Origin of the sequence: Burkholderia mycopellens (assembly GCF_964265025.1) — a bacterium.
GTDB lineage: Bacteria > Pseudomonadota > Gammaproteobacteria > Burkholderiales > Burkholderiaceae > Burkholderia.
Genome location: NZ_OZ183803.1, coordinates 1791936 through 1816449 on the forward strand (window position 1 = coordinate 1791936; position 24514 = coordinate 1816449).

A 24514-nucleotide genomic window follows, 5' to 3' on the forward strand; every position below is an offset into this window, starting at 1 on the left:
CTACAATCGCGCGATGTCCGAATTACTCACTTACGGCGGCCTGTTCGCCGTGTCGATGGTCGCCGCGACCCTGTTGCCGCTCCAGTCCGAAGCCGTGCTCGCCGGCCTGCTGCTCGCCGGGCGCGAACCCGTGTGGGCGCTGGTGCTCGTCGCGAGCATCGGCAACGTCGCCGGCTCCGTGATCAACTGGGCGCTCGGGCGCGGCATCGAGCACTTCCGCGAGCGCCGCTGGTTTCCCGTCAAGCCCGCCGCGCTCGCGCGCGCCGAACGCTGGTACGCGCGCTACGGTCGCTGGTCGCTGCTGCTGAGCTGGGCGCCCGTGATCGGCGATCCGCTGACGATGATCGCGGGTGTGCTGCGCGAGCCGCTGCCGACCTTTCTCGTCATCGTGACGATCGCGAAAGTCGGCCGTTATCTGGCCGTCGCGTGGCTCATGACGCATTGACACCCGCTTCTCGCCGCAGCCCCGTGCGACGGCCGCACCTGCCGGCGCCGCCATCGACGGCGCGCCGCTAAAGATTTCGCCGAAGTTGCCGTATTAACCGGGCAACTAGCGGTGACGCGTGCGTTCCGCCTCCTCTCCCTCCCCACTCAGGATGTCGCATGAGATTGACTCAATCGGGCCGGGTGAGCGTCGGCGCGCGTCTTGCGGCGCTGGCGTGCGCGCTCGTCGCCCTGCTGTTTACCGTTTTCGCGTGGACGCTCGCGCATTTCGCCGGCCAGCAGCTGGCTGAAGAAGCCCACATGCGGATCGTCGACAAGGAACAGTCGATCCGCGCGATGGTCGACCTGTTCGACAAGGCGCTGTCGGCCGAAGCCAACCGCTCGATGTCGCTGTTCGCGAGCTTCCTGCCGCCTGATTTCACGCTCGACCCGGCGCGCACCGTCGACATCGGCGGCGTCGCCGCGCCAACCCTGTCCGCGGGCGGCCAGCCGCTCGACCTCGACTATTCGATCCCCGACCAGTTCCTGAAGAAAAGCGGTGCGATCGCGACGATCTTCGCGCGCGACGGCGACGATTTCGTGCGCATCACGACGTCGCTGAAGAAGCAGGACGGCGCGCGCGCCGTCGGCACCAGGCTCGACCGTGCCGGCCCCGCGTACGCACCGCTCGTCGCCGGACGCAGCTACACGGGCCTCGCGAAGCTGTTCGGCCGGCCGTACATCACGCAGTACAAGCCGGTGACCGATGCGACCGGCCGCGTGATCGGCGCGCTGTTCGTCGGCCTCGACATCGGCGCCGAGCTCAAGCTCGTCGAGGACGGCATCCGGTCGCTGAAGATCGGCGACAACGGCTACTACTTCGTGCTCGATGCATCACAGGGGCCGTCGCGCGGCACCTTCGTCGTGCATCCGGATGCCGACGGCCAGCCTGCCGACGAGACCCGCGCGCCGTACGCGCAGATGCTCGCGGCCGGCCAGGGGCGGCTCGCGTACACGTCGACCGACCCGGCCGCGCACGACAGCGGGCCGACCGCAAAATTCGTATCGTTCACGACGATTCCGCAGTGGCAGTGGCTCGTCGGCGGCATCGCGCTCGACGACGAACTGCTGGCCACCATGCGCGCCACCCGCAACCGCTTCCTGATGATCGGCGCCGTGCTCGTGGCGGCGTTCGCGACGCTGTTCGTCATCGTGGTGCGCCGCGTCGTGAGCCGGCCGCTCGATGCGGCGGCACGGGCGTCCGAGCGCTATGCGGCGGGCGATCTCAGCGTGCGCATCCGCGATGGCGCGGCCACGCGCGGCAAGCCGGGCGACGACGAGATCGGCCGGCTCGTGCAGGCGGTCGACGGGATCGGCGACGGCCTCGCGCGGATCGTCGCGCAGGTGCGCAACAGCTCCGCCGACATCGCGCGCGGCACGGTCGACATCGCGGCCGGCAGCGGCGACATCGCCGCGCGGATCGCGACGCAAGCGAGCAGCGTCGAACAGACGGCCGCCAGCATGGAACAGATCACCGCCGCCGTGCAGCAGAGTGCCGAGCACGCGGCGCAAGCCAACGCGCTGGTCGCGGACGCATCGGCCGCCGCGACGAACGGCGACGCCGCGGTGCAGCGCGTGGTCGCGACGATGGACGACATCGGCCGCGCGACACGCCGGATCGCCGAGATCACGGGCACGATCGAAGGGATCGCGTTCCAGACCAACATCCTGGCGCTGAACGCGGCCGTCGAGGCCGCGCGCGCGGGCGAACACGGCAAGGGCTTCGCGGTGGTCGCGGCCGAAGTGCGCGCGCTCGCTCAGCGCAGCGCGGCCGCGGTCAAGGAGATCGACGCGCTGAGCGCCGAATCGTCGACGACCGTCGAACAGGGCTACCGGATCGCGGAGGCCGCACGCGGCACGATGCGCGACATCGTCGCGCGAGTCGACCAGGTCCGCACGCTGATCGGCGAGATCAGCGCCGCGTCGCGCGAACAATCGACCGGTATCGAGCAGGTGAACCTGGCCGTCACGCAGATCGGCGACGCGACCCAGCAGAACGCGTTGCTGATCTCGGGCGCCGAACGCGCGGCCGTCGCGCTGCGCGACCAGGCCGCGCACCTGTCGGACGCGGTCAGCGTGTTCCGGCTCGAACGGAATGCGTGACGGGGAACGGATGGCCGGCTACGGCCGGCGCATCGCCTACTTCTTGTCGCCGCCCGCCAGGTCGATCGCCTTGTCCGATCCCACCGCATTGCGCAGCTGGAACTTCTGGATCTTCCCGGTCGATGTCTTCGGCAGCTCGCCGAACCGCACGGCCTTCGGCACCTTGAAGCCCGCGAGCAGCGCCTTGCAATGCGCGACGATCTCCTCCTCGGTCGCGCTCGCGCCTTCGCGCAGCTCGACGAACGCGCACGGCACCTCGCCCCACTTCGGGTCGGGCATCGCGACCACGGCCGCGACCGCCACCGCCGGGTGCCGGTACAGCGCATCCTCGACCTCGATGCTCGAGATGTTCTCGCCGCCCGAGATGATGATGTCCTTCTTGCGGTCCTTGATCCGGATGTAGCCGTCCGGCATCAGCACGGCGAGATCGCCGGTATGGAACCACCCGCCGTGAAACGCCTCGTCGGTCGCCTTCGGGTTCTTCAGGTAGCCCTTCATGCAGATGTTGCCGCGGAACATGATCTCGCCGAGCGTCTCGCCGTCGGCCGGCACCGGCGCCATCGTGTCGGGATCGAGCACCGTCGCGCCCGCTTCCAGGTGATAGCGCACGCCCTGGCGCGCATTGAGCCGCGCGCGCTCCTCGTCGCCCAACGCCTCCCACCGCGACTGCTTCGCGCACACGGTCGCTGGCCCGTAGACCTCGGTCAGCCCGTACACGTGCAACAAGTCGAAGCCGATTTCCTTCATCTTCGCGATCACGGCCGGCGCGGGCGCCGCGCCCGCGACCATCGCGTGCACCGTGTGGTCGATCCCTTCGCGGAACTCGGCCGGCGCGTTCGCGATCGCGCTCTGTACGATCGGCGCGCCGCAATAGTGCGTGATGCGTTCGCGGCGGATCAGGTCGAACACCGTCTTCGCGTCGAACTTGCGCAGGCAGACGTTCACGCCCGCGCGCGCCGCGACGGCCCACGGGAAACACCAGCCGTTGCAGTGGAACATCGGCAGCGTCCACAGGTAGACGGCATGCTTCGGCATGTCCCATTCGAGGAGGTTGCTGATCGCCGCGAGATACGCGCCGCGATGGTGGTAGACCACGCCCTTCGGGTCGCCGGTCGTGCCGGACGTGTAGTTCAGCGCGATCGCATCCCATTCGTCGGCGGGCGGCGTCCATGCGTAGTCGGCGTCGCCGCTTGCGACGAGCGCCTCGTAGTCGGTCGCGCCCGCGAAGCGCGCGGGATCGGTCGGCATCGCGTCGGCCACGCTGACGATCTTCAGGCCCGGCACCTCGAGCGCCGCGCGATGGGCGAACTCGGCGTATTCGGTGTCGACGATCAGCACCTTCGCCTCGCCATGACGCAGCATGAACAGCACCGACGACACGTCGAGCCGCGTGTTGATCGTGTTCAGCACGGCGCCGGCCATCGGCACGCCGAAGTGCGCCTCGACCATCGCCGGGATGTTCGGCAGCATCGCCGCGACCGTGTCGCCGCGTTCGACGCCGAGCCGCGCGAGCGCGCTCGCCAGTTGCTTCGCGCGCGTGTAGGTCTCGCCCCAGGTGCGCCGCACGTCGCCGTGCACGATCGCGAGGCGCTCGCCGTAGACTTCGGCCGTCCTGACCAGGAAGTCGATCGGGGTGAGCGGCACGTAATTCGCGTCGCGGCGGCCGAGTCCGGCCTCGAACATCTGCGTCATGATCCTGTCTCCCGTGTCCTGTCGACCGAGGCGCATCCACCCCGAATCGTTTTGATGTGGTTCAATTGCCGACAGCCTAACGGGCGCTATTGTGAGCCGTCTGTCATCGAAACGACAGAGTGCCCGTCACGCGCTGCGCGTTATCCCTATCCTCGCAAACCCGCAACCATGCACGACCCACTCGCCGCACCGCCCGACGCGCCCGCCGACCCGGCCGATGCCCTTCCCGAACCGGGCCGGCTGCCGGCGCTCGCCACGCTGTTCGGCCAGTGCGCGTGGTTCCGCACGCTCGCGCCCGAGCACCAGGCGCTCGTGCTCGCGCAGTCGCACGTCGAGCAGTGCGAGGCCGGCGACGTGATCGCCCATCGGCTCGCGCCGTCCGAATACTGGATCGGCGTGCACCGCGGGCTGCTGAAGCTCGCCATCTTCAATGCGTCGGGGCGCGGCTGCACGTTCTCCGGCGTGCCGTCGGGCGGCTGGTTCGGCGAAGGCAGCGTGATCAAGCGCGAGCTGCGCAAGTACGAGGTCGTCGCGATCCAGCGCTCGACCGTGCTGTTCGTGCCGGCCGACACGTTCCATGCGCTGCTCGACACGAGCCTGCCGTTCACGCGCTTCGTGATCCACCAGTTGAACAACCGGATGGGCGAATTCATCGCGTCGATCCAGAACAGCCGGCTGCTGGACGTCGACGCACGCGTCGCGCAGTCGCTCGCGCAGCTTTTCAACCCCGACCTGTACCCGGACACCGGCCCGTCGCTGTCGATCTCGCAAGAGGAACTGGGAATGCTCGTCGGCGTATCGCGGCAGCGGATCAACCAGGCGCTGCAGCAGCTCGAGAAGCTCGGCGCGCTGCGGCTCGCGTACAACCAGATCGACGTCGTCGATCTCGGTGCGCTCGCGCGCGTCGGGATCGAGCAGATCTGAGCGCGGACCGATGAACGGGATCGCCGCCGACGCCGCTCGCCCGTCCGGTATCGCGGCCGTTTTCCGGCCGTCGCGCCGCGCCGCGTTTCGTCTGCCGAATCGGCAATCGACCGCCGCGCCCCAAACTGACAATTCCGCCAGTTTCGCGACAGTAACCCGTTCCACGCCGACGCCTATCATTCGGGTTCCATTTACCCACGCCTGATCACCGCCTGTCCCGCCGCCTCCATGTGGATCGTCAATCTCGCGCTCAGGCGCCCCTACACGTTCATCGTCATGGCCATCATGATCGTGCTGGCCACCCCGCTTGCGCTGATGCGCACGCCGGTCGACGTGCTGCCCGCGATCAACATTCCCGTGATCAGCGTCATCTGGAATTACAGCGGCTTCTCCGCGACCGAGATGACGAACCGCATCACGTCCGTGCATGAGCGGATCCTGACGACGACCGTCAACAACATCCAGCACGTCGAATCGACGTCGCTGCCGGGCATCGCGGTCGTGAAGGTGTTCCTGCAACCGGGCGCGAACGTGCAGACGGCGATCGCGCAGACGGTCTCGTCCGCGCAGGCGATCGTGCGGCAGATGCCGCAGGGCGCGACGCCGCCGCTCGTGATCACCTACTCGGCGTCGAGCATTCCGGTGATCCAGCTCGGGCTGTCGAGCAAGACGCTCAGCGAACAGTCGCTCGCCGACATCGCGCTCAACTTCCTGCGCCCGCAGCTGATCACGGTGCCGGGCGTGCAGATTCCGTTCCCGTACGGCGGCCGCACACGCGTGGTCGCGATCGACCTCGATCCGCAGGCGCTGCTCGCGAAGGGGCTCACGCCCGCCGACATCGTCAACGCGGTGAACACGCAGAACCTCGTGCTGCCGACCGGCACCGCGAAGATGGGCCAGACCGAATACCGGATCGACACGAACGCGTCGGCCGACACCATCGCCGACATCAACAACCTGCCGGTCCAGACCGTCAACGGCGCGACGACCTACCTGCGCGAGGTGGCGTCGGTCCGCGACGGCTTCGCGCCGCAGACCAACGTCGTGCGCCAGAACGGCCAGCGCGGCGTGCTCATCTCGATCCTGAAAAGCGGCGATGCGTCGACGCTCAAGGTCGTGTCGGACCTGAAGGCGCTGCTGCCGAAGGTGATCCCGACGCTGCCCGAAGGGCTCACGATCACGCCGCTGTTCGACCAGTCGGTGTTCGTCAACGCGGCCGTCCAGGGCGTGATCCACGAGGCGCTGATCGCCGCCGTGCTGACCGCGATGATGATCCTGCTGTTCCTCGGCAACTGGCGCAGCACGCTGATCATCGCGATCTCGATCCCGCTGTCGATCTTCACGTCGCTGATCGCGCTGTCCGCGCTCGGCGAGACCATCAACATCATGACGCTCGGCGGGCTCGCGCTCGCGGTCGGGATTCTGGTGGACGATGCGACCGTCACGATCGAGAACATCGAGCGGCACCTGCATCTCGGTACCGACCTGCACGACGCGATCCTCGAGGGCGCCGGCGAGATCGCGGTGCCCGCGTTCGTGTCGACGCTGTGCATCTGCATCGTGTTCGTGCCGATGTTCTTCCTGACGGGCGTCGCGCGCTACCTGTTCGTGCCGCTCGCGGAAGCCGTCGTGTTCGCGATGCTCGCGTCGTACGTGCTGTCGCGCACGCTGGTGCCGACGCTCGCGATGCTGCTGTTCCGCCCGCAGCAGGCGAGCACCGGCCCCGATCACGCGACGTCGCGCTTCGCACGCATCCATCACGCGTTCAACGATGCGTTCGAGCGGCTGCGCGCGTGGTACATCGTGCTGCTCAGCATCCTGCTGGTGCGCCGCCGCTTCTACGCGATGTGCTTCCTCGGCTTCTGCGTGCTGTCGACGGGCCTCGTGTTCGTGCTCGGCCGCGATTTCTTCCCGAATGCCGATTCGGGCAACATCCGGCTGCACATGCGCGCGCCGACCGGCTACCGGATCGAGGAAACCGCGCGCCTCGCCGACCAGGTCGAACGCGTGATCCGCGAAACCGTGCCGCCCGACGAACTCGGCGCGATCGTCGACAACCTCGGCCTGCCGGCGAGCGGCATCAACCTGTCGTACAGCAACGCGGGCACGATCGGCACGCTCGACGGCGAGCTGCTGATCGCGCTGAAGCCCGGCCACCGCGCGACCCAGCACTACGTGCAGGCGCTGCGCACGGTGCTGCCCGAGCGTTTCCCGGGCGTCGAGTTTTTCTTCCAGCCGTCGGACATCATCACGCAGATCCTCAACTTCGGCCAACCGGCCGCGATCGACCTGCAGGTGCTCGGCAACGATCTCGCGAGTAACATGACTATCGCGAGCAGCCTGATGAAAAAGTTCAGGCAAATCCCCGGCGCCGTCGACGTGCACGTGCTGCAACGCAACAACGAGCCGACCCTGCTGGCCGACATGGACCGTACGCGCATGCAGCAGCTCAACCTCTCCGCGCAGAACGTCGCGCAGAACATGCTGATCTCGCTGTCCGGCAGTTCGCAGACGACGCCGTCGTTCTGGATCAACCCGCGCACCGGTGTCCAGTACCCGCTGCAGATCCAGACCCCGCAATACAGCATCTCGTCGGTCGACGACCTGCTCGGCACGCCGATCTCGGCGAGCGGCCGCACGGGCATGCCGCTGCAACTGCTCGGCAACCTCGTGCAGGTGCGCAGCACCGCGAACCCGGCCGTGATCACGCACTACAACATCCGCCCGGCGATCGACGTGTACGTCAGCGTCGAAGGCCGCGACCTCGGCGCGGTCGCGGGCGAGATCGACCGCATCGTGTCCGACGCGCGCGCGACGCTGCCGCGCGGCACCGAGCTGACGATGCGCGGCCAGGTCGAGACGATGCGCACGTCGTATCTCGGCCTCGGCGCGGGCGTCGCGATGGCGATCGTGCTCGTCTACCTGCTGATCGTCGTCAATTTCCAGTCGTGGCTCGACCCGCTGATCATCATCAGCGCGATGCCGGCCGCGCTCGCCGGCATCGTGTGGATGCTGTTCATCACCGGCACGCACCTGAGCGTACCGGCACTGACGGGCGCGATCATGACGGTGGGTGTCGCGACCGCGAACAGCATCCTGGTCGTGTCGTTCGCGCGGCAGCGCCTCGAGGCCGGCGCGCCGCCGCTCACGGCCGCGCTGGAAGCAGGCGCGACGCGGATCCGGCCGGTGCTGATGACGGCGCTCGCGATGATCATCGGGATGGTGCCGATGGCGCTCGGTCTCGGCGAAGGCGCCGAGCAGAATGCGCCGCTCGGCCGCGCGGTGATCGGCGGGCTGCTGTTCGCGACCGTTTCGACCTTGCTGTTCGTGCCGCTCGTGTTCGGCGGCGTGCATGCGCGGCTGGCCCGCCGGCGTGCACGCCAGGCCGGACACTGACTTTCGTCCCACTACCCGGTTGATTTGGTTGAATTCATGGAAGAGAAACATCACAGCTCCGTCGGCATCCAGGTGGACGAACGCGGCATGCACCTGCCGACGCGCACGTCGGTGTCGCGACGCGGGAAGATCGTCCTGATCGTGATCGGCGTGCTGCTGGCCGCCGGCGCCGCGCGCACGGTGGTCGTCAACGTGCTGAACCGCAACCGGCTCGACGCGGTTGCCGAGCAGAACACGCGCCAGTACGTGAGCATTGCGCATCCGGTCGATGCGGCCACCGGCGGCAAGCTGACGTTGCCCGGCACGCTGCGCGGCTTCGTCGAGGCGCCGATCTATGCCCGCGCGAGCGGCTACGTGCTGCGCTGGCAGGCCGACATCGGCGCGCACGTGAAGCAGGGGCAATTGCTCGCCGAACTCGACACACCCGAGCTGAACCAGGAACTCGCGCAAGCCACCGCCCAGCGCCAGCAGGCGCAAGCCGCACTCGCGCTCGCGAAGACATCGTTCGACCGTGCGCAGCAGTTGCGCCAGCGCGATGCCGTCTCGCAGCAGGAACTCGACGACCGGCAAGGCGCGTTCAACCAGGGCACCGCGAACCTCGCCGCGGCCGATGCGAACATGCGCCGCCTCACCGAGCTGAAAGGCTTCCAGCGGATCGTCGCGCCGATCGACGGGATCGTCACGCAGCGCAACGTCGACGTGGGCGATCTCGTCAGCTCCGGCAACGCCGGCCGCTCGCTGTTCACGGTCGTGCAGGCCGACCGGCTGCGCCTCTACGTGCAGGTGCCGCAGGCGTATGCGCAGCAGGTCAAGGTCGGCCAGCACGTGAGCGTCGCGCAGGCCGAGCTGCCGGGCCGGACCTTCGACGGGACGATCACGCGCACGTCGGAGGCGATCGACGTCGCGACGCGCTCGCTGCAGATCGAGATCACGCTGCCGAACCCGGACGGCAGGCTGCTGCCCGGCGCGTATGTGCAGGCCACCTTGCCGATGACGCCGGTCGGCCGCCTGCAGGTGCCGGCCAATACGTTGCTGTTCCGCGCCGAAGGCCCGACGGTCGCGACCGTCGACGCGAATGGCCAGGTGCGCCTGAAACAGGTGACGGTCGTGCGCACGATCGGGCAGACGCTCGAAGTCGACGGCCCGCTCACGCCGAATGACCGCCTCGTCACGAACCCGAGCGACGCGCTCGCAAACGGCGACCACGTGATCGTCGCGGCGCCGGCCGCGAAACCGGCATCCGGCGCCGCGGAGGCGAAGTCGTGATCGCGATGCGCCTCCGCCGGCGGCCTGCCGCCGTCTCCGCCACCGCCGTTGCGCTCGCGGCGGCCCTCGCCGGCTGTACGGTCGGCCCCGATTACAAGCGGCCCGACGTCGACACGCCGGCCGCGTGGCGGCTCGACCCGGCGGATTCCTACTGGCATCCGGCCGCGCCAGCCCGCGCGCCGCTCGATCCGGCATGGTGGACCGCATTCGGCGATCCGCAGCTCGATGCACTGGAAACCGAAGCGCTGCGCAACAACCAGAACCTGAAGGCCGTCGCCGCGCGCTACGACCAGGCGAAGGCGACGCTCGCGTCGGTCGCCTCGGCGCAGTATCCGGCCGTCGGCCTGAACGCGAGCGGCCAGCGCTTCAAGATCTCGGCCGACCGGCCGCAGACCAACTACGCAACGCCGAACGCGTCGACCGTGCAGAACGACATCCAGGTCGGCGCGAGCGTCAGCTACGAGCTCGACCTGTTCGGCCGCGTGCGGCGCAGCGTCGAATCCGCGCAGGCGACCACCGAGCAGGCCGGTGACGATTTCGCGAACGCACGCCTGGTGCTGACCGCCGATCTCGCATCGAGCTATTTCGCGCTGCGTGAATTCGATACCGAGATCGACGTCGTCAGGCGCTCGATCGACCTGCAGCAGAAAGCGCTCGACTACGTGAGCGCGCGCCACGACCTCGGCGCGGTGTCGGGCCTCGACCTGCTGCAGCAGCGCGCGCAGCTCGACGCGACGCGCACGCAGGCGCAGTTGCTGCTCCAGCAGCGCGTGCAGGTCGAAACCGCGATCGCGACGCTGGTCGGCACGCCGGCCCCCGCCTTCTCGATCGCGCCGCGCGTCGTACCGATCAACGCGCCGGCGCTGCCGACCGGCCTGCCGAGCGACGTGCTGCAGCGGCGCCCCGACGTCGCGTCGGCCGAGCGCGCGATGGCCGCCGCGAATGCGCAGATCGGCGTCGCGCGCGCCGCCTATTTCCCGCGCATCATGCTGTCGCCCGATATCGGCTGGGACGCGACGCGCTTTGCGGGCCTGTTCACCGTGCCGGCGCTGCTGTGGTCGGTCGGCGGGTCGCTCAGCCAGCCGCTGTTCGAAGGCGGCAAACTGAAGGCCGGCGTCGATTTCGCGCAGGCCGGTTACGTTGCCGCGCAGGCCAGCTACCGGCAGACCGTGCTCACCGCCTTCCAGGAGGTGCAGAATGCGGTCACGGGATTGTCGGTGCTCGCCGACGCCGCGCAGCAGGCCGCCGCGGCCGTCGACGACGCGCGCAAGCTCGTGTCGCTCGCGCAGGATCGCTACGCGGGCGGCCTGACGCCGTTCATCGACGTGCTGACGGCCGAGCAGCAGTTGCTGACCAGCGAGCGGCAGGCCGTGCAGATCCAGGGCCAGCGCGCGGCGCTCGTCGTGTTTCTCGCGAAGGCGCTGGGCGGCGGCTGGGATGGCCATGCCGCGGCCGGCCCCGCGCCGGCCGAGGTTGCCACGGCGGCCCCGGCGCGCCCGAGCCCTTAACCGGATTGACCGGACAACGGATTCGAACATGAAAGTCCTGATCGTCGAAGACGAACCGAAAGTCGTTGAATACCTGAAGAGCGGCCTGACCGAGGAAGGCTGGGTCGTCGACACCGCGCTCGACGGCGAGGACGGCGCGTGGAAAGCCGTCGAATTCGAGTACGACGTGGTCGTGCTCGACGTGATGCTGCCGAAGCTGGACGGCTTCGGCGTGCTGCGCGCGTTGCGTGCGCAGAAGCAGACGCCCGTCATCATGCTGACCGCGCGCGACCGCGTCGATGACCGCGTGCGCGGGCTGCGCGGCGGCGCCGACGATTACCTCACCAAGCCGTTCTCGTTCCTCGAACTGATCGAGCGGCTGCGCGCGCTGACGCGCCGCGCTCGCGTGCAGGAATCGACGCTGATCTCGATCGGCGACCTGCGCGTCGACCTGATCGGCCGCCGCGCCACGCGCGACGGCACGCGCCTCGACCTGACCGCGCAGGAATTCCAGCTGCTCGGCGTGCTCGCGCGGCGCAGCGGCGAAGTGTTGTCGAAGACGACCATCGCCGAACTCGTGTGGGACGTGAACTTCGACAGCAACGCGAACGTCGTCGAGACGGCGATCAAGCGCCTGCGCGCGAAACTCGACGGCCCGTTCACGGACAAGCTGCTGCACACGATCCGCGGGATGGGCTACGTCCTCGAGGCGCGCGAGGACGGCGACACCGAGAGGCCCGCATGAAACGCTCGATCGTCCGGCGGCTTTCGGCGATGTTCGGCATCGTGTCGCTGCTCGTGTTCACGCTGGTGGGCTGCGGGCTGTTCGTGATGATGGAGCGCCAGTTGTTCGCCGAGGTGCGCGCGACGCTCGACACGCGCACCAAGGTCGCCGAGATGATCGTGTCGCATGCGACCACGGCCATGCGCGGGCGTCTCATGCAGGAAAAACTCGCCGATCTCGAACCGCCCGACGGCTCGACGCGCTACCAGGTCGACAGCACGAATCCGGACTTCCGCTTCGGCGCGCCCGTCGACGGCGTGCCGGTCGGCGCGCCGTTCGGCGCGTTCCAGCGCTACGCGCTGAACCACAGCACCTACGACGTGATGACGAAGACCGTCACGGTGGCCGGTAACGGCGAGCGGCCGACGCTGAAGCTGGTCGTCGCCAGCTCGTGCGAGCGCACGCAGCGGATGCTGCGCCGCTTCGTCTGGACGCTCGCCGGGCTGATCACGCTCGCGACGCTCATTACGCTGCTGCTGAGCCGCGCGGTGGCCCGCTTCGGGCTCGCGCCGCTCGACCGGCTATCGCAGGACGCATCGGCGATCAGCCTCGCGAACCGCCGCCAGCGGCTGCAGACCGACGCGCTGCCGGCCGAGCTGCGCGATCTCGCCACATCGTTCAACGGTGCGCTCGACCGCATCCAGCAAACCTACGCGCGGCTCGAGGCGTTCAACGCGGACGTCGCGCACGAACTGCGCACGCCGATCAGCATCCTGATCGGCCAGACCCAGGTCGCGCTGACCAGCCGCGACCGCACGGTCGACCGGATGCAGCAGACGCTGCAGTCGAACCTCGAGGAATTCGAGCGGCTGCGCGTGATCATCAACGACATGCTGTTCCTGTCGCGCAGCGACCGCGGCGAACGTGCGACCGACCTGAAGGACGTGTCGCTCGCCGACGAAGTGCGGCGCATGCTCGACTTCCTCGAAATCCCGCTCGACGAGGCGCAGTTGCACGCCGAACTGAACGGCGATGCGCGCGCGGCCGTCGATCCGTCGCTGTTCCGCCGCGCGATGACGAACCTGCTGATCAACGCGATCCAGCATTCGGCGCCCGGCGCGACGGTCAGCGTGACGATCGTGCGCCGCGACACGCTCGTCGAAGTGTCGGTCGCGAACCCGGGTGAGCCGATCGATCCCGCACGGCGCTCGCACGTGTTCGAGCGCTTCTACCGGCTCGAGGAAGCCCGCGCGAACAGCAAGGAGAACCACGGGCTCGGGCTGTCGATCGTCAAGGCCGTCGCCGAGATGCACGGCGGCAGCGTATTCGTCGCCTGCTCGGGCGGCATCAACACGTTCGGGTTCTCGGTGTCGACGCAACCGTGCGCGGGCGGTCCGCTACGCGCTGGCGACGCAGCCGACGCGGCCGGCTCGGCCGATTCGCGTCCGGCCCATGCACCACGCGCGCTGCATTGACGGCGGCCGCGCCTGTCGACGTCCGGCCGCCTCCGATCGGCGCTTGCCAGCCACGAACGCGGCCCGGAACGCATTACGCGCGTGGCTTGCCACCCTGCTCGCGCCACGCCCGCGGCGACATCGCAAACCGCTCGCGAAACACGCGGCTGAAATGCGACATGTCGTTGAATCCCCAGCGCAATGCGACGTCGGACACGCGCAGCGCCACGCATTGCGGATTCGCGAGATCCTGCGCGCACCGTTCGAGTCGCAGGTTCCATACGTAACGCATCAGCGACGTCTCCTCGGCCTCGAAGAGCTTGTTGATGTACCGCGACGAAATCCCGATCGTCCGTTCGATCATCATCGGGTTCAGCTCCGGATCGTGCAGGTGCTCGAGCACATGCCGCTTCACACGCGTCAGTGTCAACGCCTTCATCCTCGATTGCGCGAGGTCGTTGCGCTGCATGCCCCCCAGCGTCATCGCGATCAGCGTGATCGCGGTATCCGACAACTGCCGCATCTCGTCCTCGGTCACGCTACGGATCTGCGACGACATCTGCTCGAGAAACGCACGCATGACGCTGCCGACGCCCTCCCCGGTTTGCGTCGGGCACGCCGTGCGGTGCTCCATCCCGATGACGAGCTGGTTCAGCGTCGCGCGGGGAATGCTCACGACGATCTCGCGCCACGACTGGCCGAACTGCAGGTGGTGAGGCCGTGTCGCGTCGTAGATCGCAAAATCCCCGGGGTGCAGCGTGACGATCTTGCCGTCCTGCTCGACCGACTGGCTGCCCTCGAGCATCAATACTCCGAAATACTTGTCCTCATACTCGCTGCGCGCCTGGCGATAACGCCGAATCACGGCCTGCTCGCTCGCGTGGATTTCCGAGATTCGCATCTTTTCGCACTTGCGCTGCCGCACTCGGCCGAAGAAATCGGCTTTCTGCACGGCCGCGATCTGCACGTCCGCGAACAGGCGCAGAATCGTCTCGCGCCAGAATTCGATACGCTGGCTGACCGAGCCGTCGGGCGGCACCTCGATGGCCGCGTTCGTCCGTTCGTCCAGCGGGCTGTCGGACGCCAGACCGGGCGCGTCGCCGCTTGCGGCGCGCGGGAAAGGACGCATCGTCATGGTCGTGCCCCACATGGGTTAGCAAACACGCAGCCGGTAGCGTGCCCGTTCAAAAGCGCATTGTCCAATCGATGGCCGCGTACGCCGCGTTGCCGGTCGGACCGACACGCGGCGCAGCGGCGACGCGCTACCGCGCCGGGCATGTCATGAGCATGTCGTCCGACGCCAGTCGGAAGACTGTTCATACGCATACGCAACGCGATAGAGCGTCGCCTCGTCGAAACGGCGCCCGACCAGTTGCAGCCCGATCGGCAGGTCGTCGGCTACCCCGCACGGCAGCGACATCGCCGGATGCCCGGACACGTCGAACGGCGCGGTATTCGCGAGCATCTCGAACGCCCTCGTCAGCGACTCGGACATCGCGCAACCGGGCTCCGGCAGCTTCGACGCGCGCATCGGTACGGTCGGCATCACCAATACGTCATACGACTGCAGCGCCGCGTCGTAAGCCGACCGCAAGCGCCGCGCGAGGTTCTGGCACTTCGCGTAGTAGCGCCCGCGATACCGGCTCGTGAAATATTCGCCGAGCAGCATCGTCACCTTCACGGTATCCGGCAACTCATCGGCCCGCTCGCGCCAGCCCGCGTGATGATCGATCATGCCGGTCACGTACAGGCCGCCCCAGTTGAAACCGTGGCTGTTGCCCTTCATCATCTGCTGCGTCGCACCCTCGGCCGCAATCGGCAGCCAGATCGCGGTGCCGGCGGCATGCAGCGGCACCGACACTTCGTCGACGCTCGCGCCCAGCTCGCGCAACCGATGCGTGGCGGCCAGCACGGCCTCGTCGACCACTTGCTCCGAATTCGCGAGCCCGAACGCCTCGCGCAGGATGCCGATCCGCAGTCCCGCGATGCCGTCGCGGATCGCGCCGAGATAATCGGCGCGCGGCGGCAACGCCCGTTGGCGCGGATCGAGTCCGTCGTCACCCGCGATGACATCGAGCAGCAGCGCGTTGTCGAGCACGTTGCTCGTCATCGGCCCCAGATGATCGACGGTTGCCTCGATCGGCATCGCGCCGGTGTACGGCACGAGCCCGTGCGTCGGCTTCATCCCGTAGATGCCGCAATAGGCGGACGGGATCCTGACCGAGCCGCCCTGGTCGCCGCCGAGCGCCATGTCGACCTCGCCGCTCGCGACCAGCGCGCCGCTGCCTGACGACGAGCCGCCGGACGAGTGCCCTGCCTTGCGCGGATTGTGCACCGGCCCCGACGCGCTCGTGTGCGAGCCGCCGGAAAAGCAGTAGTACTCGCAGGTCGACTTGCCGGCGATCGTGCCGCCGGCGTCGAGCACCCGGGTGACGACGGTCGCATCGACGTCGGGCACGTAGCCCTCGAACGTGCTCGCGCCATTGCGCATCGGTACGCCGGCAACGCAGATGTTGTCTTTCACGACCACCGTCTTGCCGCGCAGCTTGCCCTCCGCGGCACCGTGGATCGTGCTCTTGCGCGCCCACGCGCCGTAACGGTTCTCGTCGCCTTCCGGGCGGTAGCCGGGCGTGCGCGGATACGCGACGACGGGCAGATAGTCGGGCAACGCGTCGATGGCGTCGTACGCATCGAAGTTCGCCTGCAGGGCATCGTCGTATTCGGCGAGTTGGCGGGAATCGACATGAAAGCCGAAACCGGCTGCAATGTCGGACAGTTGTTCGCGAGTCGGGCGTTTGATGGCCATCGACGTTCTCCAGTTCGGTAAGCGGCGCCGTCGGCGCCGGCGGGATTCAGCGGGTGACGGCGTCGCGCATCAGTCCGGTGCGCGGATGGCAGTTCACGTATTCGTAAACCTGATGCTTGGCGTCGAAGACGGACACCTCGTGATACAGCCGCAGTTTCGACAGCCCGGTCACGACGCGGAAGAACGTGACGAAGATCCGCAGGTGCGTCGGATGGGATTCGGCCCAGCGCTCGAGGCGGTCGAGCGAGCGCCAGTGGCCGATGTTGTAGCTCTCGTCGAGCACGTTGCCGTCGAGATCGATCGAGCGCACGTAGCGATTGCTGTAGCAGCCGACGTCCGCGCCGTTGTCGCGCAGAAATTCCATCCCGCTGCGCAGCGTCGGCTCGATCTCCTCGAGATACAGTCGGCGCTCGTCGCGCTCGGCCGCGCGCCAGTCCTGGCCGGAGCGAATCAGCGCGATGTTGTCGTGTGCCAGTACGACCACTCGGCCGCCACGGGTCGGATCGCCCTCGACGACGCGCAACTCGCCGTCCGCGCGCATCCAGTCCGTCTGCGAGATCGGGAACCGGTCGCGCATCGATCCCCAGTAGCCGTGCTCCTCGATCTCGCCGCTGACGCCGTCCATGATCGCGCCGACGCCGGGGAAATCGCTCGTGAATGCGTAGAGCGTCTCGAACTGCTCGGCGCGCGGCGCGACGATTTCCCGGAAGTAGCCGATCCCGTCCGCGAGACGCGCGTCGGAGGCCCACCAGTCGGCGAGTGCCGGCAACGCAATCCAGCGCGCATACGCGGCCGGATCGCGCCAGTAGCCGACGGCGATCAGGTTCTCGTAGCCTTGGTCGTCGGTGTGTTGTGTCAGATCGAAGTTGTTCGGGCCGTCCGGCGCACCGAAATCGGCGACGATCCGGCGCAACGCGGCCAGCGCCGTGGCGCGCTTGTCGGCGCCGCGATACTGCACGCCGAAATAGCCCATCACGACCTGGCTCAGGTCTTCGGCGGCCCGGGCGACATACATCGGGAACGGTGGCTGGTAATCGTCGGCGACGCGGCGCGACAGCGTCCGCGGGCAGATCAGGTGTTTGTCGATGGCGGATTCCATGCGTGACCTCTCTGGAAAGGGAATCGGATGTCGAGGTATCGACGTTGGGGACACGGAGCGAGATGCACCGGGCGTATCCCGGCGCACGCGGGTCGTCAGAAGATGTGCGCGTAACGCAGGCCGGCGAGCAGGCTGTTCTTCGGGCCGTTGCGCACGCTCAGATCGGTGCCGAGCTGGATTTGCACCTGATCGGATTTCGTCACGAATTTCGCCGCGGTGATCCGCATGCGCGTCGTGCGAAGCGCGTCGTTGTTGTCCGCGCCGCCCACGCTCGTTTCACCGCCCCAGAACTGCGTAATGCCGATCCCGAGCGACGTGCCCGGATCGGGCATGTAACGCACCATCGCCTGTGCGCTGTAGCTCATCCGCTGATGCAGCGTCGTGCCGCTCGCGCCGTACGACGTGTTGTTGCCGTACCAGATCGCGTCGCCGACGAGATCGAGCGCCCACTGCGGCGAAAAGTGCTTGATGTAGGCCGCCTGGAAATCGAGCGACCAGCGGTTGGCGCCGAGATTGAGACCGCGGTTCTGGTCGTAGCTCCCTGTCGGTGCGTAGACGTAGACCGTCGCGGCGACGACGTCCTTCGCGTCGTTCAGGCGGAATTTCAACGGTGCGGTCAGGATCACGTCGCCGACACCGTTCGTACTGCCAAGCGCACTAGCGTTGCCGAAGCTGCTGATGTGACCGAACGGCAGCAACACCTGCGGATCGATCGTGAGCCTGTCGGTGAGCTGGAACACATGCAGCAGGCGGGCGATGCCGATATTGGACTGCAGGTCGAAATCCGACGTCCGGTGGCCGTTCGCGTAGTAGGCGTTCGTCGCGGAGTAGTTGTAGTACAGCACGCCGATCGTCGCGCCGGCCGGATACTGCTCGTAATCGCCGGGATCGACCTCGACCGCGCCCGCGTAATGCGATGCGACGGCCATCAGCGACAAGCCGATCCAGCGCGCGATACGCTTCAGTTTCATTCTGTTGACGTTGCCCATCATGCTCCTCACCTGGATGCGCAGACACCGCCGCGCTCGACGTACGACGAACGGGAATCGTTGCCGGACGGTGGAATCGCGGGGGGTTGGCTGACTGTTGTTCCGCCGTTACTGCGGGAGTACCGGCGATTCGCGACATCGAACGGCCGTCGCTTGAGAGTGAGAATAGAAAGGCAAAATCCGCATTTCTGTTTTCCGGCGGAACAAGAAATTGGCTGTGGCGGACCTCCGCGCCCCGTGCCATACGGCGGTCGCACAACGTGCGCCGGCGGCCGCCATTGCGTGCCGGGCGCCCTGTCGATGCCACGAATCGCCGTGCCGCCGTTGCGCGTCGGCCCCTGCCGCGCCACGGGGCCGTGTCAGCATAGTTTCCGATCCGTGCCGGCAAAGAACCGCGCTTTTTCTCTTCTTACCCTGCTCGTCGAGCGTGACCGACACCACGCTTCCACGCCCCGCCACGGCAGTACCAACGCGATGGCGGCGGTCGACCCGAACCACCACAAGGAACCCCACGATGAGCGCGATCCCTTCCGCGGAAACAGCCTCGACGCCCGGCGAACGTGCCTGGGCACTGTTTCGCGTGATGAAAGAGAAGAACCTGATCCCCGACGGCTATATCGAAGGCCTGACCGAGCTGATGTCCACGACCTGGGATCCGGCCAACGGCGCACGCATCGTCGCGCGCGCGTGGGTCGACCCGGCGTTTCGCGAACTGCTGCTGAAGGACGGCACGGCCGCGTGCGCGCAGTTCGGCTACACCGGGCCGCAGGGCGAATACATCGTCGCGCTCGAAGACACGCCGACGCTGAAGAACGTGATCGTCTGCAGCCTGTGCTCATGCACGAACTGGCCGGTGCTCGGGCTGCCGCCCGAGTGGTACAAGGGCTTCGAATATCGTGCGCGACTCGTCCGCGAAGGGCGCACGGTGCTGCGCGAACTCGGCACCGACCTGCCCGACGACGTCGTCGTGAAGGTCTGGGATACGACCGCCGAAAGCCGCTATCTCGTGCTGCCGGTGCGGCCGGCCGGCAGTGAGCACATGACCGAGGAACAACTGCGCACGCTCGTCACGAAGGACGTGCTGATCGGCGTGGCGCTGCCGCGCGTGCACTGACTCGCGCCACGTTTCGCTTTCGACCTTCATCTCGGAGTCACATATGGACGGCTTTCACGACCTCGGCGGGTTCCAGGGTTTCGGCCCGGTGCCGCACACGATCAACAGTCTCAGCTACAAGCCGGTCTTCAAGGAAGACTGGGAGCATCTCGCGTACAGCCTGATGTTCGTCGGCGTGGACCCACTGAAAAAATTCAGCGTCGACGAGGTACGTCACGCAGTCGAACGCATCGACGTGCGCCAGCACGTCGGCACGCGCTACTACGAGCGCTACGTGATCGCGACGGCCACCTTGCTCGTCGAAACCGGCGTGCTCACGCAGGACGAACTCGACCGCGCGCTCGGTTCGCATTTCCGGCTCGCAAACCCGCCGAAATCCGGCGGCCGGGCAGCACCTTCCGACTCGACGCGGTTCGAGGTCGGCGATCGCGTCGTCGTTCGCGACGAATACGTCAGCGGACACATCCGCGCGCCGGGCTACGTTCGCGGCAAGGAAGGCGTCGTGCTGCACCGGACGACCGAATCGTGGCCCTTCCCGGACGCGATCGGCCACGGCGACACCGGAGCCGTGCATCAGCCGACCTATCATGTCGAGTTCCGCGTGAAGGATTTGTGGGGCGCCGCCGCCGACGACGGTTATGTTGTGGTCGACCTGTTCGAAGGCTACCTGGATCGCGCGTCCGGGCACAGCGCATGACGACGCCGGAACATCGACAAGCGCCGGCCGCCGCGCCGCCGAGGATTCCGGTCACCGTGCTGTCCGGCTTCCTCGGCGCCGGGAAGACGACGTTGCTGAACCACATCCTGCGCAACCGCGCCGGCCTGAAGGTCGCCGTGATCGTCAACGACATGAGCGAAGTGAACGTCGATGCCGACGACGTGCGGCGCAACGTCGAGCTGCGTCGAGGCGAGGACGAACTCGTCGAAATGAGCAACGGCTGCATCTGCTGCACGCTGCGCGCCGATCTGCTCGAGCAGATCAGCACGCTCGCGCGGCAGCGTTGCTTCGACTATCTGCTGATCGAGTCGACCGGTATCTCGGAGCCGATGCCGGTTGCGGAGACGTTCGCGTTCCTCGACCGCGACGGTTTCAGCCTCAGCGAACTCGCGCGGCTGGACACGCTCGTCACGGTGGTCAACGGCGAGACGTTCGAGGGCATGATCGCGTCGGCTGAACCGGTCACGCACGACGCCACGCTCGCGAACGGCAGCGATTCCGGTCCGCCGCGCAAGCTGTCGGACCTGCTGATCGAACAAGTCGAATACGCGAACGTGATCCTCGTGAGCAGACTCGACCGGATCGGCGACGCAGGTTTCGACCGGCTGCGCGCCCTCCTTGCATCGCTGAATCCGTCCGCGCGAATCCTGCCGATGCAGCACGGCGAGATCGATCCGTCAGACGTCCTCGATACGCGGCGTTTCGATCTCCCGGCGCTCGTCGAATCGCCGGGATGGATGCAACGCATGCAGGCCGACGAACGCCCCTCGGAATCCGACGCGTACGGGATCGCGTCGTGGACTTATCACGAACGTGCGCCGTTTCATCCGGCGCGCCTGCTCGCGTGGCTGCGTCGCCCCTGGGCCAACGGCCGACTGCTTCGCTGCAAGGGATATGTCTGGGCTGCGCACCGATATGCCGACATCGCCATGCTCGTGCAAACGGGCGGCGCGTTCCAGTGGGGTTACGTCGGACGATGGTGGCGATTCGTTCCTCGATCAGACTGGCCGCACGACGACTATCGTCGCGACGGCGTGCTGAAAAAGTGGGAGGAGCCGACCGGCGATTGCCGGCAGGAGATCGTGTTCATCGGGCAGTCGATCGATCACGTCCGGTTGCGTCGCGAACTCGATGCGTGTCTGCTGACGGTCGAAGAAATCGATGCAGGCCCGGCGTCGTGGCTGCGGCTTCCGGAAGCCGACGTGTTCGACGCGCTCGCGACTCCCGCCCGTCCGTGACGTGAGACTCGACGACTGCGGCTGCAACGGTGCTTCCAACGACTTTCGGTCGCCGATGCGCGCGGCGACCGGTTCAGCATCACGTGAATCCCGACAGCGACGCCGAGGGCAGTTTTCTTCAATACCGACACGCGCGGCTTCTTTAGTCTCGATGCGACTTTGACATTCGCATGGAGACAATCAATGAGCATGCTGGTTTCGATGGCCGCATTCGCGCTCGCCTCGTCGATCACCCCCGGTCCCGTCAACATCGTCGCGCTCAGTGCCGGCGCGCGGCACGGCCTCGGCGCGAGCCTGCGCTATGCGGCCGGCGCGACGCTCGGCTTCGTCGCGCTGTTCCTGCTGATCGGCCTCGGGCTGCACGCGGCGCTCGCGCGCTGGCCCGTGCTGACGACCGCCACGCAGTGGTCGGGGATCGCGTTCCTGCTCTATATGGCGTTGCGGCTCGCGCTCGATGACGGCCGGCTGTCTGCGAACCCGGACGTGGCCGGCCCGTCGGCGGCGGCCGGCGCGGCGATGCAGTGGCTGAATCCGAAGGCGTGGCTCGCGTGCGTGGCCGCGATGGGCGCCTATGCTGCCGATGGCGACCGCACGCAGGTCTGGCAGTTCGCCGCGCTGTATCTGGTGATCTGTTTTGCGTCGATCGCGTGCTGGTCGTATGCGGGCGCGTCGCTGCGTCACCGGCTGGCGAACGCGCGGCACATGCGCGTGTTCAATCGGCTGATGGCGCTGCTGCTCGCGGGCAGCGCACTGTTCCTGCTCGACGCGTAGGGCTTGCCGTTCAGTTCGTCGCGCTGCGGTACTGGCCGGGCGTCGCGGCTGCGATCCGCCGGAACGCGCGCTGGAAATGCGCCTGGTCGGCAAAGCCCGCGTCCAGCGCGACTTCGGCGATCGGCCGCCCGCGGCGCAGCTCCGTGCGGCCGTACTGCACGCGGCGATCGATCAGGAAGGCATGCGGCGTCATCCCGTAGCGGGCGCTGAACGCGCGGATCAGGTACGACGGCGACAGATCGGCCGCGGCGCAGATCGCATCGAGCGTGACGCCCTCACGGCAATGCGCGGCGATATAGTCCGCCGCGCGCGCGAGCCGGGCGTTGTCGTCCCCGGCGCGCGGGCCGGGCAGTTCCCGATCGAGCGCGCCGTGCAGCGCCGTGAAGAACTCGACCGCCGCGCTCGCCTTGCCGAGCGGATCGATGCCGGGCGCGACGAGCGTGCGGTAAAAGCCGCCAAATTGCGCGAACAGGTCGCGCCGCTCCGTCAACTTCGCCGAAAACCCTCGAAAGTCGCCGTTCGGATCGTGGCCCAGCGAATGCTGAAGCCGCGCGAGCCACGGCACGTCGACATAGACCATCCGGTACGCCCATGCATCGGGGCCGTACGGATTGCACGCGTGCACCTGTTCCGGATCGATGATCACGAGCACGCCGCGCCCGACATGCTCGTTCGTCGCGCCGTTCACGTAGGTGCTCGTGCCGCCGACGATCGCCCCCACCGAAAACGTGTCGTGCGTGTGCTTCGCATAGCAGATCGCGCGGCCGTCGTCGACGGTGCGCGCCTCGATGAACGGCAGCGCGGCATCACGCCAGAACGGCGACGGTACGACGGATCGGTTGGCGGTACGGCTCACGCAGCGGGCTCCCGGTTCGGACGGCGAACGCTCACCGTACAAGACTGTGCGGCGCCGCGCAACGGGATCGGCGGCTTCGACGCCGGATCGCGCCGTTTCGCCTAAGCTTGGAATTCCGTCCGCTGCGACACCCGCGGCGGATCCCCCTCACTCCTCTCCCGTCACGCACATGCATATCGATCTGAAAGGCAAGACCGCGGTCGTCACCGCCTCCACTGCCGGTATCGGGCTCGCAATCGCCGAAGGGCTCGCGCGCGCCGGCGCACGCGTCGTCGTCAACGGCCGCAGCGATGCGTCGGTGCAGTCCGCGCTCACGCACCTGCGTGCCGCCGTCCCCGATGCGAACTTCGACGGTGTCGCGGCCGACCTGTCCGATGCCGCCGGCGCTGCGCGCATCGCGCAGCACACGCCCGCGGCCGACATCCTCGTCAACAACGCAGGCATCTACGGCCTGAAGGCGTTCTTCGAGATCGACGACGCCGAATGGGAACATTACTTCCAGACCAACGTGATGTCCGGCGTGCGCCTCGCGCGGCATTACCTGAAGGGAATGATCGAACGCAATGCCGGGCGCATCGTGTTCATTTCGTCGGAATCCGGCCTGAACATCCCGGTCGACATGATTCATTACGGATTCACGAAAACCGCGCAGCTGTCGATCGCACGCGGGCTCGCGAAACTCGCGGCCGGCACCCGCGTGACCGTCAACTCGGTGCTGCCGGGGCCGACGATGTCGGACGGCGTGCGGGCGCTGCTGAAGGAAACGGCCGACGAAACCGGCCGCAGCGTCGAGGACGTGGCCGTGGATTTCGTGCGCAACCACCGTTCGAGCTCGATCATCCAGCGGCCCGCGACGCCCGAGGAGGTCGCGAACCTGGTGGTCTACGTGTGCTCGCCGCTCGCTTCGGCGACGACGGGCGCCGCATTGCGGGTGGACGGCGGCGTGGTCGACACGATCGCGTGACGGCCAACGGGCACGGCCGCCGCGCTAGCGCGACGCGGCCTTGCCCGGCTGGAGCGTGCCCTTGCGGTCGGCGTTCATGCAGGAATCGAAGCCGTGTTGCGTGACGACGCCGGCCTTGTCGAACACGACGAAGTATTCGCGGTGATCGTTGCCGTGCTCGATGAAGTAGTTGTAGCAGACGCCGCTGCCGTTGCGAACCATCCATACGCTGCGCGGATTGCCGCCGGCGCGGACGACATCGGCGCGCGTCGCGCCATGCCGCGACGCGGCCCTCGCGAGCGGCGTACGCGAATACGAGAATGGCAGCCACGCGTCGAACCACGCGCAGCCGTGCAACATCAGGCAGCTGGCGGCCAGGGAGAGCGTCGCTGCGGGACGGGCCATCGGAATCAATCGCATGCTTGGGAAAATCTGCTGCGCCGCGCCGGCG

The 24514-nt window shown here is 67.7% G+C and carries 20 protein-coding genes; 13 read left to right on the forward strand and 7 right to left on the reverse strand.

Annotation, left to right across the window (positions count from 1 at the left end; genetic code table 11):
* The first annotated feature begins 13 nt into the window (after positions 1-13).
* Positions 14-445 (forward strand): YqaA family protein, encoded by a 432-nt coding sequence (locus tag ACPTTC_RS26345; protein ID WP_423394549.1) that lies wholly within the window; start codon positions 14-16, stop codon positions 443-445.
* A 158-nt stretch (positions 446-603) separates the two neighbouring features.
* Positions 604-2586 (forward strand): methyl-accepting chemotaxis protein, encoded by a 1983-nt coding sequence (locus ACPTTC_RS26350; RefSeq protein ID WP_423394550.1) that lies wholly within the window; start codon positions 604-606, stop codon positions 2584-2586.
* A gap of 36 nt (positions 2587-2622) precedes the next feature.
* Here ACPTTC_RS26350 and ACPTTC_RS26355 read toward each other — a convergent pair whose 3' ends face one another.
* Positions 2623-4278 carry an acyl-CoA synthetase gene (locus ACPTTC_RS26355; protein ID WP_423394551.1) on the reverse strand — a complete coding sequence of 552 codons (1656 nt, stop codon included), beginning with the start codon at positions 4276-4278 and terminating at the stop codon, positions 2623-2625.
* A 168-nt stretch (positions 4279-4446) separates the two neighbouring features.
* Here ACPTTC_RS26355 and ACPTTC_RS26360 point away from each other — a divergent pair, with 168 nt between their 5' ends.
* From ACPTTC_RS26360 to ACPTTC_RS26385, 6 genes are all read left to right on the forward strand, one after another.
* On the forward strand, positions 4447-5202 hold the full coding sequence (locus ACPTTC_RS26360) for a Crp/Fnr family transcriptional regulator (protein WP_175950401.1): 756 nt from the start codon (positions 4447-4449) through the stop codon (positions 5200-5202).
* Between the two features lie 228 nt (positions 5203-5430).
* Complete coding sequence (locus ACPTTC_RS26365) at positions 5431-8598, forward strand: efflux RND transporter permease subunit (RefSeq protein ID WP_423394552.1); 3168 nt, start codon at positions 5431-5433, stop codon at positions 8596-8598.
* A gap of 36 nt (positions 8599-8634) precedes the next feature.
* Complete coding sequence (locus ACPTTC_RS26370) at positions 8635-9864, forward strand: efflux RND transporter periplasmic adaptor subunit (protein WP_423394553.1); 1230 nt, start codon at positions 8635-8637, stop codon at positions 9862-9864.
* A 5-nt stretch (positions 9865-9869) separates the two neighbouring features.
* On the forward strand, positions 9870-11372 hold the full coding sequence (locus ACPTTC_RS26375; protein ID WP_423395720.1) for an efflux transporter outer membrane subunit: 1503 nt from the start codon (positions 9870-9872) through the stop codon (positions 11370-11372).
* Between the two features lie 28 nt (positions 11373-11400).
* A complete protein-coding gene (locus ACPTTC_RS26380) occupies positions 11401-12096 on the forward strand; it encodes a heavy metal response regulator transcription factor (RefSeq protein ID WP_226194720.1) in 696 nt (231 codons plus the stop codon).
* Positions 12093-13550: a heavy metal sensor histidine kinase gene (locus tag ACPTTC_RS26385; RefSeq protein ID WP_423394554.1), complete on the forward strand. Its 1458-nt coding sequence runs from the start codon at positions 12093-12095 to the stop codon at positions 13548-13550. The genes ACPTTC_RS26380 and ACPTTC_RS26385 overlap by 4 nt, the downstream gene beginning before the upstream one ends.
* Positions 13551-13623: 73 nt before the next feature.
* On the opposite strand, the gene ACPTTC_RS26390 is transcribed toward ACPTTC_RS26385, so the two are convergent.
* The 4 genes from ACPTTC_RS26390 to ACPTTC_RS26405 form a co-directional block, all read right to left on the reverse strand.
* On the reverse strand, positions 13624-14664 hold the full coding sequence (locus ACPTTC_RS26390; protein ID WP_423394555.1) for a helix-turn-helix domain-containing protein: 1041 nt from the start codon (positions 14662-14664) through the stop codon (positions 13624-13626).
* A gap of 144 nt (positions 14665-14808) precedes the next feature.
* Positions 14809-16335, reverse strand: coding sequence for an amidase (locus ACPTTC_RS26395; RefSeq protein ID WP_423394556.1), 1527 nt, complete (start codon positions 16333-16335; stop codon positions 14809-14811).
* Positions 16336-16381: 46 nt separating this feature from the next.
* The gene (locus tag ACPTTC_RS26400) at positions 16382-17434 is read right to left on the reverse strand and encodes a phenylacetaldoxime dehydratase family protein (RefSeq protein WP_423394557.1); all 1053 of its coding nucleotides are present in this window, start codon (positions 17432-17434) and stop codon (positions 16382-16384) included.
* A 95-nt stretch (positions 17435-17529) separates the two neighbouring features.
* Positions 17530-18426 (reverse strand): transporter, encoded by an 897-nt coding sequence (locus tag ACPTTC_RS26405; RefSeq protein WP_423394558.1) that lies wholly within the window; start codon positions 18424-18426, stop codon positions 17530-17532.
* Positions 18427-18937: 511 nt separating this feature from the next.
* Here ACPTTC_RS26405 and nthA point away from each other — a divergent pair.
* The 4 genes from nthA (at position 18938) to ACPTTC_RS26425 (ending at position 22264) form a co-directional block, all read left to right on the forward strand.
* Complete coding sequence (nthA, locus tag ACPTTC_RS26410; protein WP_423394559.1) at positions 18938-19537, forward strand: nitrile hydratase subunit alpha; 600 nt, start codon at positions 18938-18940, stop codon at positions 19535-19537.
* Between the two features lie 43 nt (positions 19538-19580).
* Positions 19581-20234, forward strand: coding sequence for a nitrile hydratase subunit beta (gene nthB / locus ACPTTC_RS26415; RefSeq protein ID WP_423394560.1), 654 nt, complete (start codon positions 19581-19583; stop codon positions 20232-20234).
* On the forward strand, positions 20231-21493 hold the full coding sequence (locus ACPTTC_RS26420; RefSeq protein ID WP_423394561.1) for a GTP-binding protein: 1263 nt from the start codon (positions 20231-20233) through the stop codon (positions 21491-21493). The genes nthB and ACPTTC_RS26420 overlap by 4 nt, the downstream gene beginning before the upstream one ends.
* Positions 21494-21676: 183 nt before the next feature.
* Positions 21677-22264, forward strand: coding sequence for a LysE family translocator (locus ACPTTC_RS26425; protein WP_423394562.1), 588 nt, complete (start codon positions 21677-21679; stop codon positions 22262-22264).
* A 10-nt stretch (positions 22265-22274) separates the two neighbouring features.
* Here the strand turns inward: ACPTTC_RS26425 and ACPTTC_RS26430 are convergent, their stop codons facing one another.
* Complete coding sequence (locus tag ACPTTC_RS26430; protein WP_423394563.1) at positions 22275-23120, reverse strand: AraC family transcriptional regulator; 846 nt, start codon at positions 23118-23120, stop codon at positions 22275-22277.
* Positions 23121-23289: 169 nt separating this feature from the next.
* Here ACPTTC_RS26430 and ACPTTC_RS26435 point away from each other — a divergent pair, with 169 nt between their 5' ends.
* Positions 23290-24084 (forward strand): SDR family NAD(P)-dependent oxidoreductase, encoded by a 795-nt coding sequence (locus ACPTTC_RS26435; RefSeq protein WP_423394564.1) that lies wholly within the window; start codon positions 23290-23292, stop codon positions 24082-24084.
* Positions 24085-24108: 24 nt separating this feature from the next.
* Here ACPTTC_RS26435 and ACPTTC_RS26440 read toward each other — a convergent pair whose 3' ends face one another.
* On the reverse strand, positions 24109-24483 hold the full coding sequence (locus ACPTTC_RS26440; RefSeq protein ID WP_226194735.1) for a hypothetical protein: 375 nt from the start codon (positions 24481-24483) through the stop codon (positions 24109-24111).
* Positions 24484-24514 lie beyond the last annotated feature (31 nt).

Bases quoted from the DNA above. Each gene is read 5' to 3' on its own strand.
- ACPTTC_RS26345 (WP_423394549.1), top strand. From the start codon at position 14: ATGTCCGAATTACTCACTTACGGCGGCCTGTTCGCCGTGTCGATGGTC.
- ACPTTC_RS26350 (WP_423394550.1), top strand. From the start codon at position 604: ATGAGATTGACTCAATCGGGCCGGGTGAGCGTCGGCGCGCGTCTTGCG.
- ACPTTC_RS26355 (WP_423394551.1), bottom strand. From the start codon at position 4,278: ATGACGCAGATGTTCGAGGCCGGACTCGGCCGCCGCGACGCGAATTAC.
- ACPTTC_RS26360 (WP_175950401.1), top strand. From the start codon at position 4,447: ATGCACGACCCACTCGCCGCACCGCCCGACGCGCCCGCCGACCCGGCC.
- ACPTTC_RS26365 (WP_423394552.1), top strand. From the start codon at position 5,431: ATGTGGATCGTCAATCTCGCGCTCAGGCGCCCCTACACGTTCATCGTC.
- ACPTTC_RS26370 (WP_423394553.1), top strand. From the start codon at position 8,635: ATGGAAGAGAAACATCACAGCTCCGTCGGCATCCAGGTGGACGAACGC.
- ACPTTC_RS26375 (WP_423395720.1), top strand. From the start codon at position 9,870: ATGCGCCTCCGCCGGCGGCCTGCCGCCGTCTCCGCCACCGCCGTTGCG.
- ACPTTC_RS26380 (WP_226194720.1), top strand. From the start codon at position 11,401: ATGAAAGTCCTGATCGTCGAAGACGAACCGAAAGTCGTTGAATACCTG.
- ACPTTC_RS26385 (WP_423394554.1), top strand. From the start codon at position 12,093: ATGAAACGCTCGATCGTCCGGCGGCTTTCGGCGATGTTCGGCATCGTG.
- ACPTTC_RS26390 (WP_423394555.1), bottom strand. From the start codon at position 14,664: ATGACGATGCGTCCTTTCCCGCGCGCCGCAAGCGGCGACGCGCCCGGT.
- ACPTTC_RS26395 (WP_423394556.1), bottom strand. From the start codon at position 16,335: ATGGCCATCAAACGCCCGACTCGCGAACAACTGTCCGACATTGCAGCC.
- ACPTTC_RS26400 (WP_423394557.1), bottom strand. From the start codon at position 17,434: ATGGAATCCGCCATCGACAAACACCTGATCTGCCCGCGGACGCTGTCG.
- ACPTTC_RS26405 (WP_423394558.1), bottom strand. From the start codon at position 18,426: ATGATGGGCAACGTCAACAGAATGAAACTGAAGCGTATCGCGCGCTGG.
- nthA (WP_423394559.1), top strand. From the start codon at position 18,938: ATGAGCGCGATCCCTTCCGCGGAAACAGCCTCGACGCCCGGCGAACGT.
- nthB (WP_423394560.1), top strand. From the start codon at position 19,581: ATGGACGGCTTTCACGACCTCGGCGGGTTCCAGGGTTTCGGCCCGGTG.
- ACPTTC_RS26420 (WP_423394561.1), top strand. From the start codon at position 20,231: ATGACGACGCCGGAACATCGACAAGCGCCGGCCGCCGCGCCGCCGAGG.
- ACPTTC_RS26425 (WP_423394562.1), top strand. From the start codon at position 21,677: ATGAGCATGCTGGTTTCGATGGCCGCATTCGCGCTCGCCTCGTCGATC.
- ACPTTC_RS26435 (WP_423394564.1), top strand. From the start codon at position 23,290: ATGCATATCGATCTGAAAGGCAAGACCGCGGTCGTCACCGCCTCCACT.
- ACPTTC_RS26440 (WP_226194735.1), bottom strand. From the start codon at position 24,483: ATGCGATTGATTCCGATGGCCCGTCCCGCAGCGACGCTCTCCCTGGCC.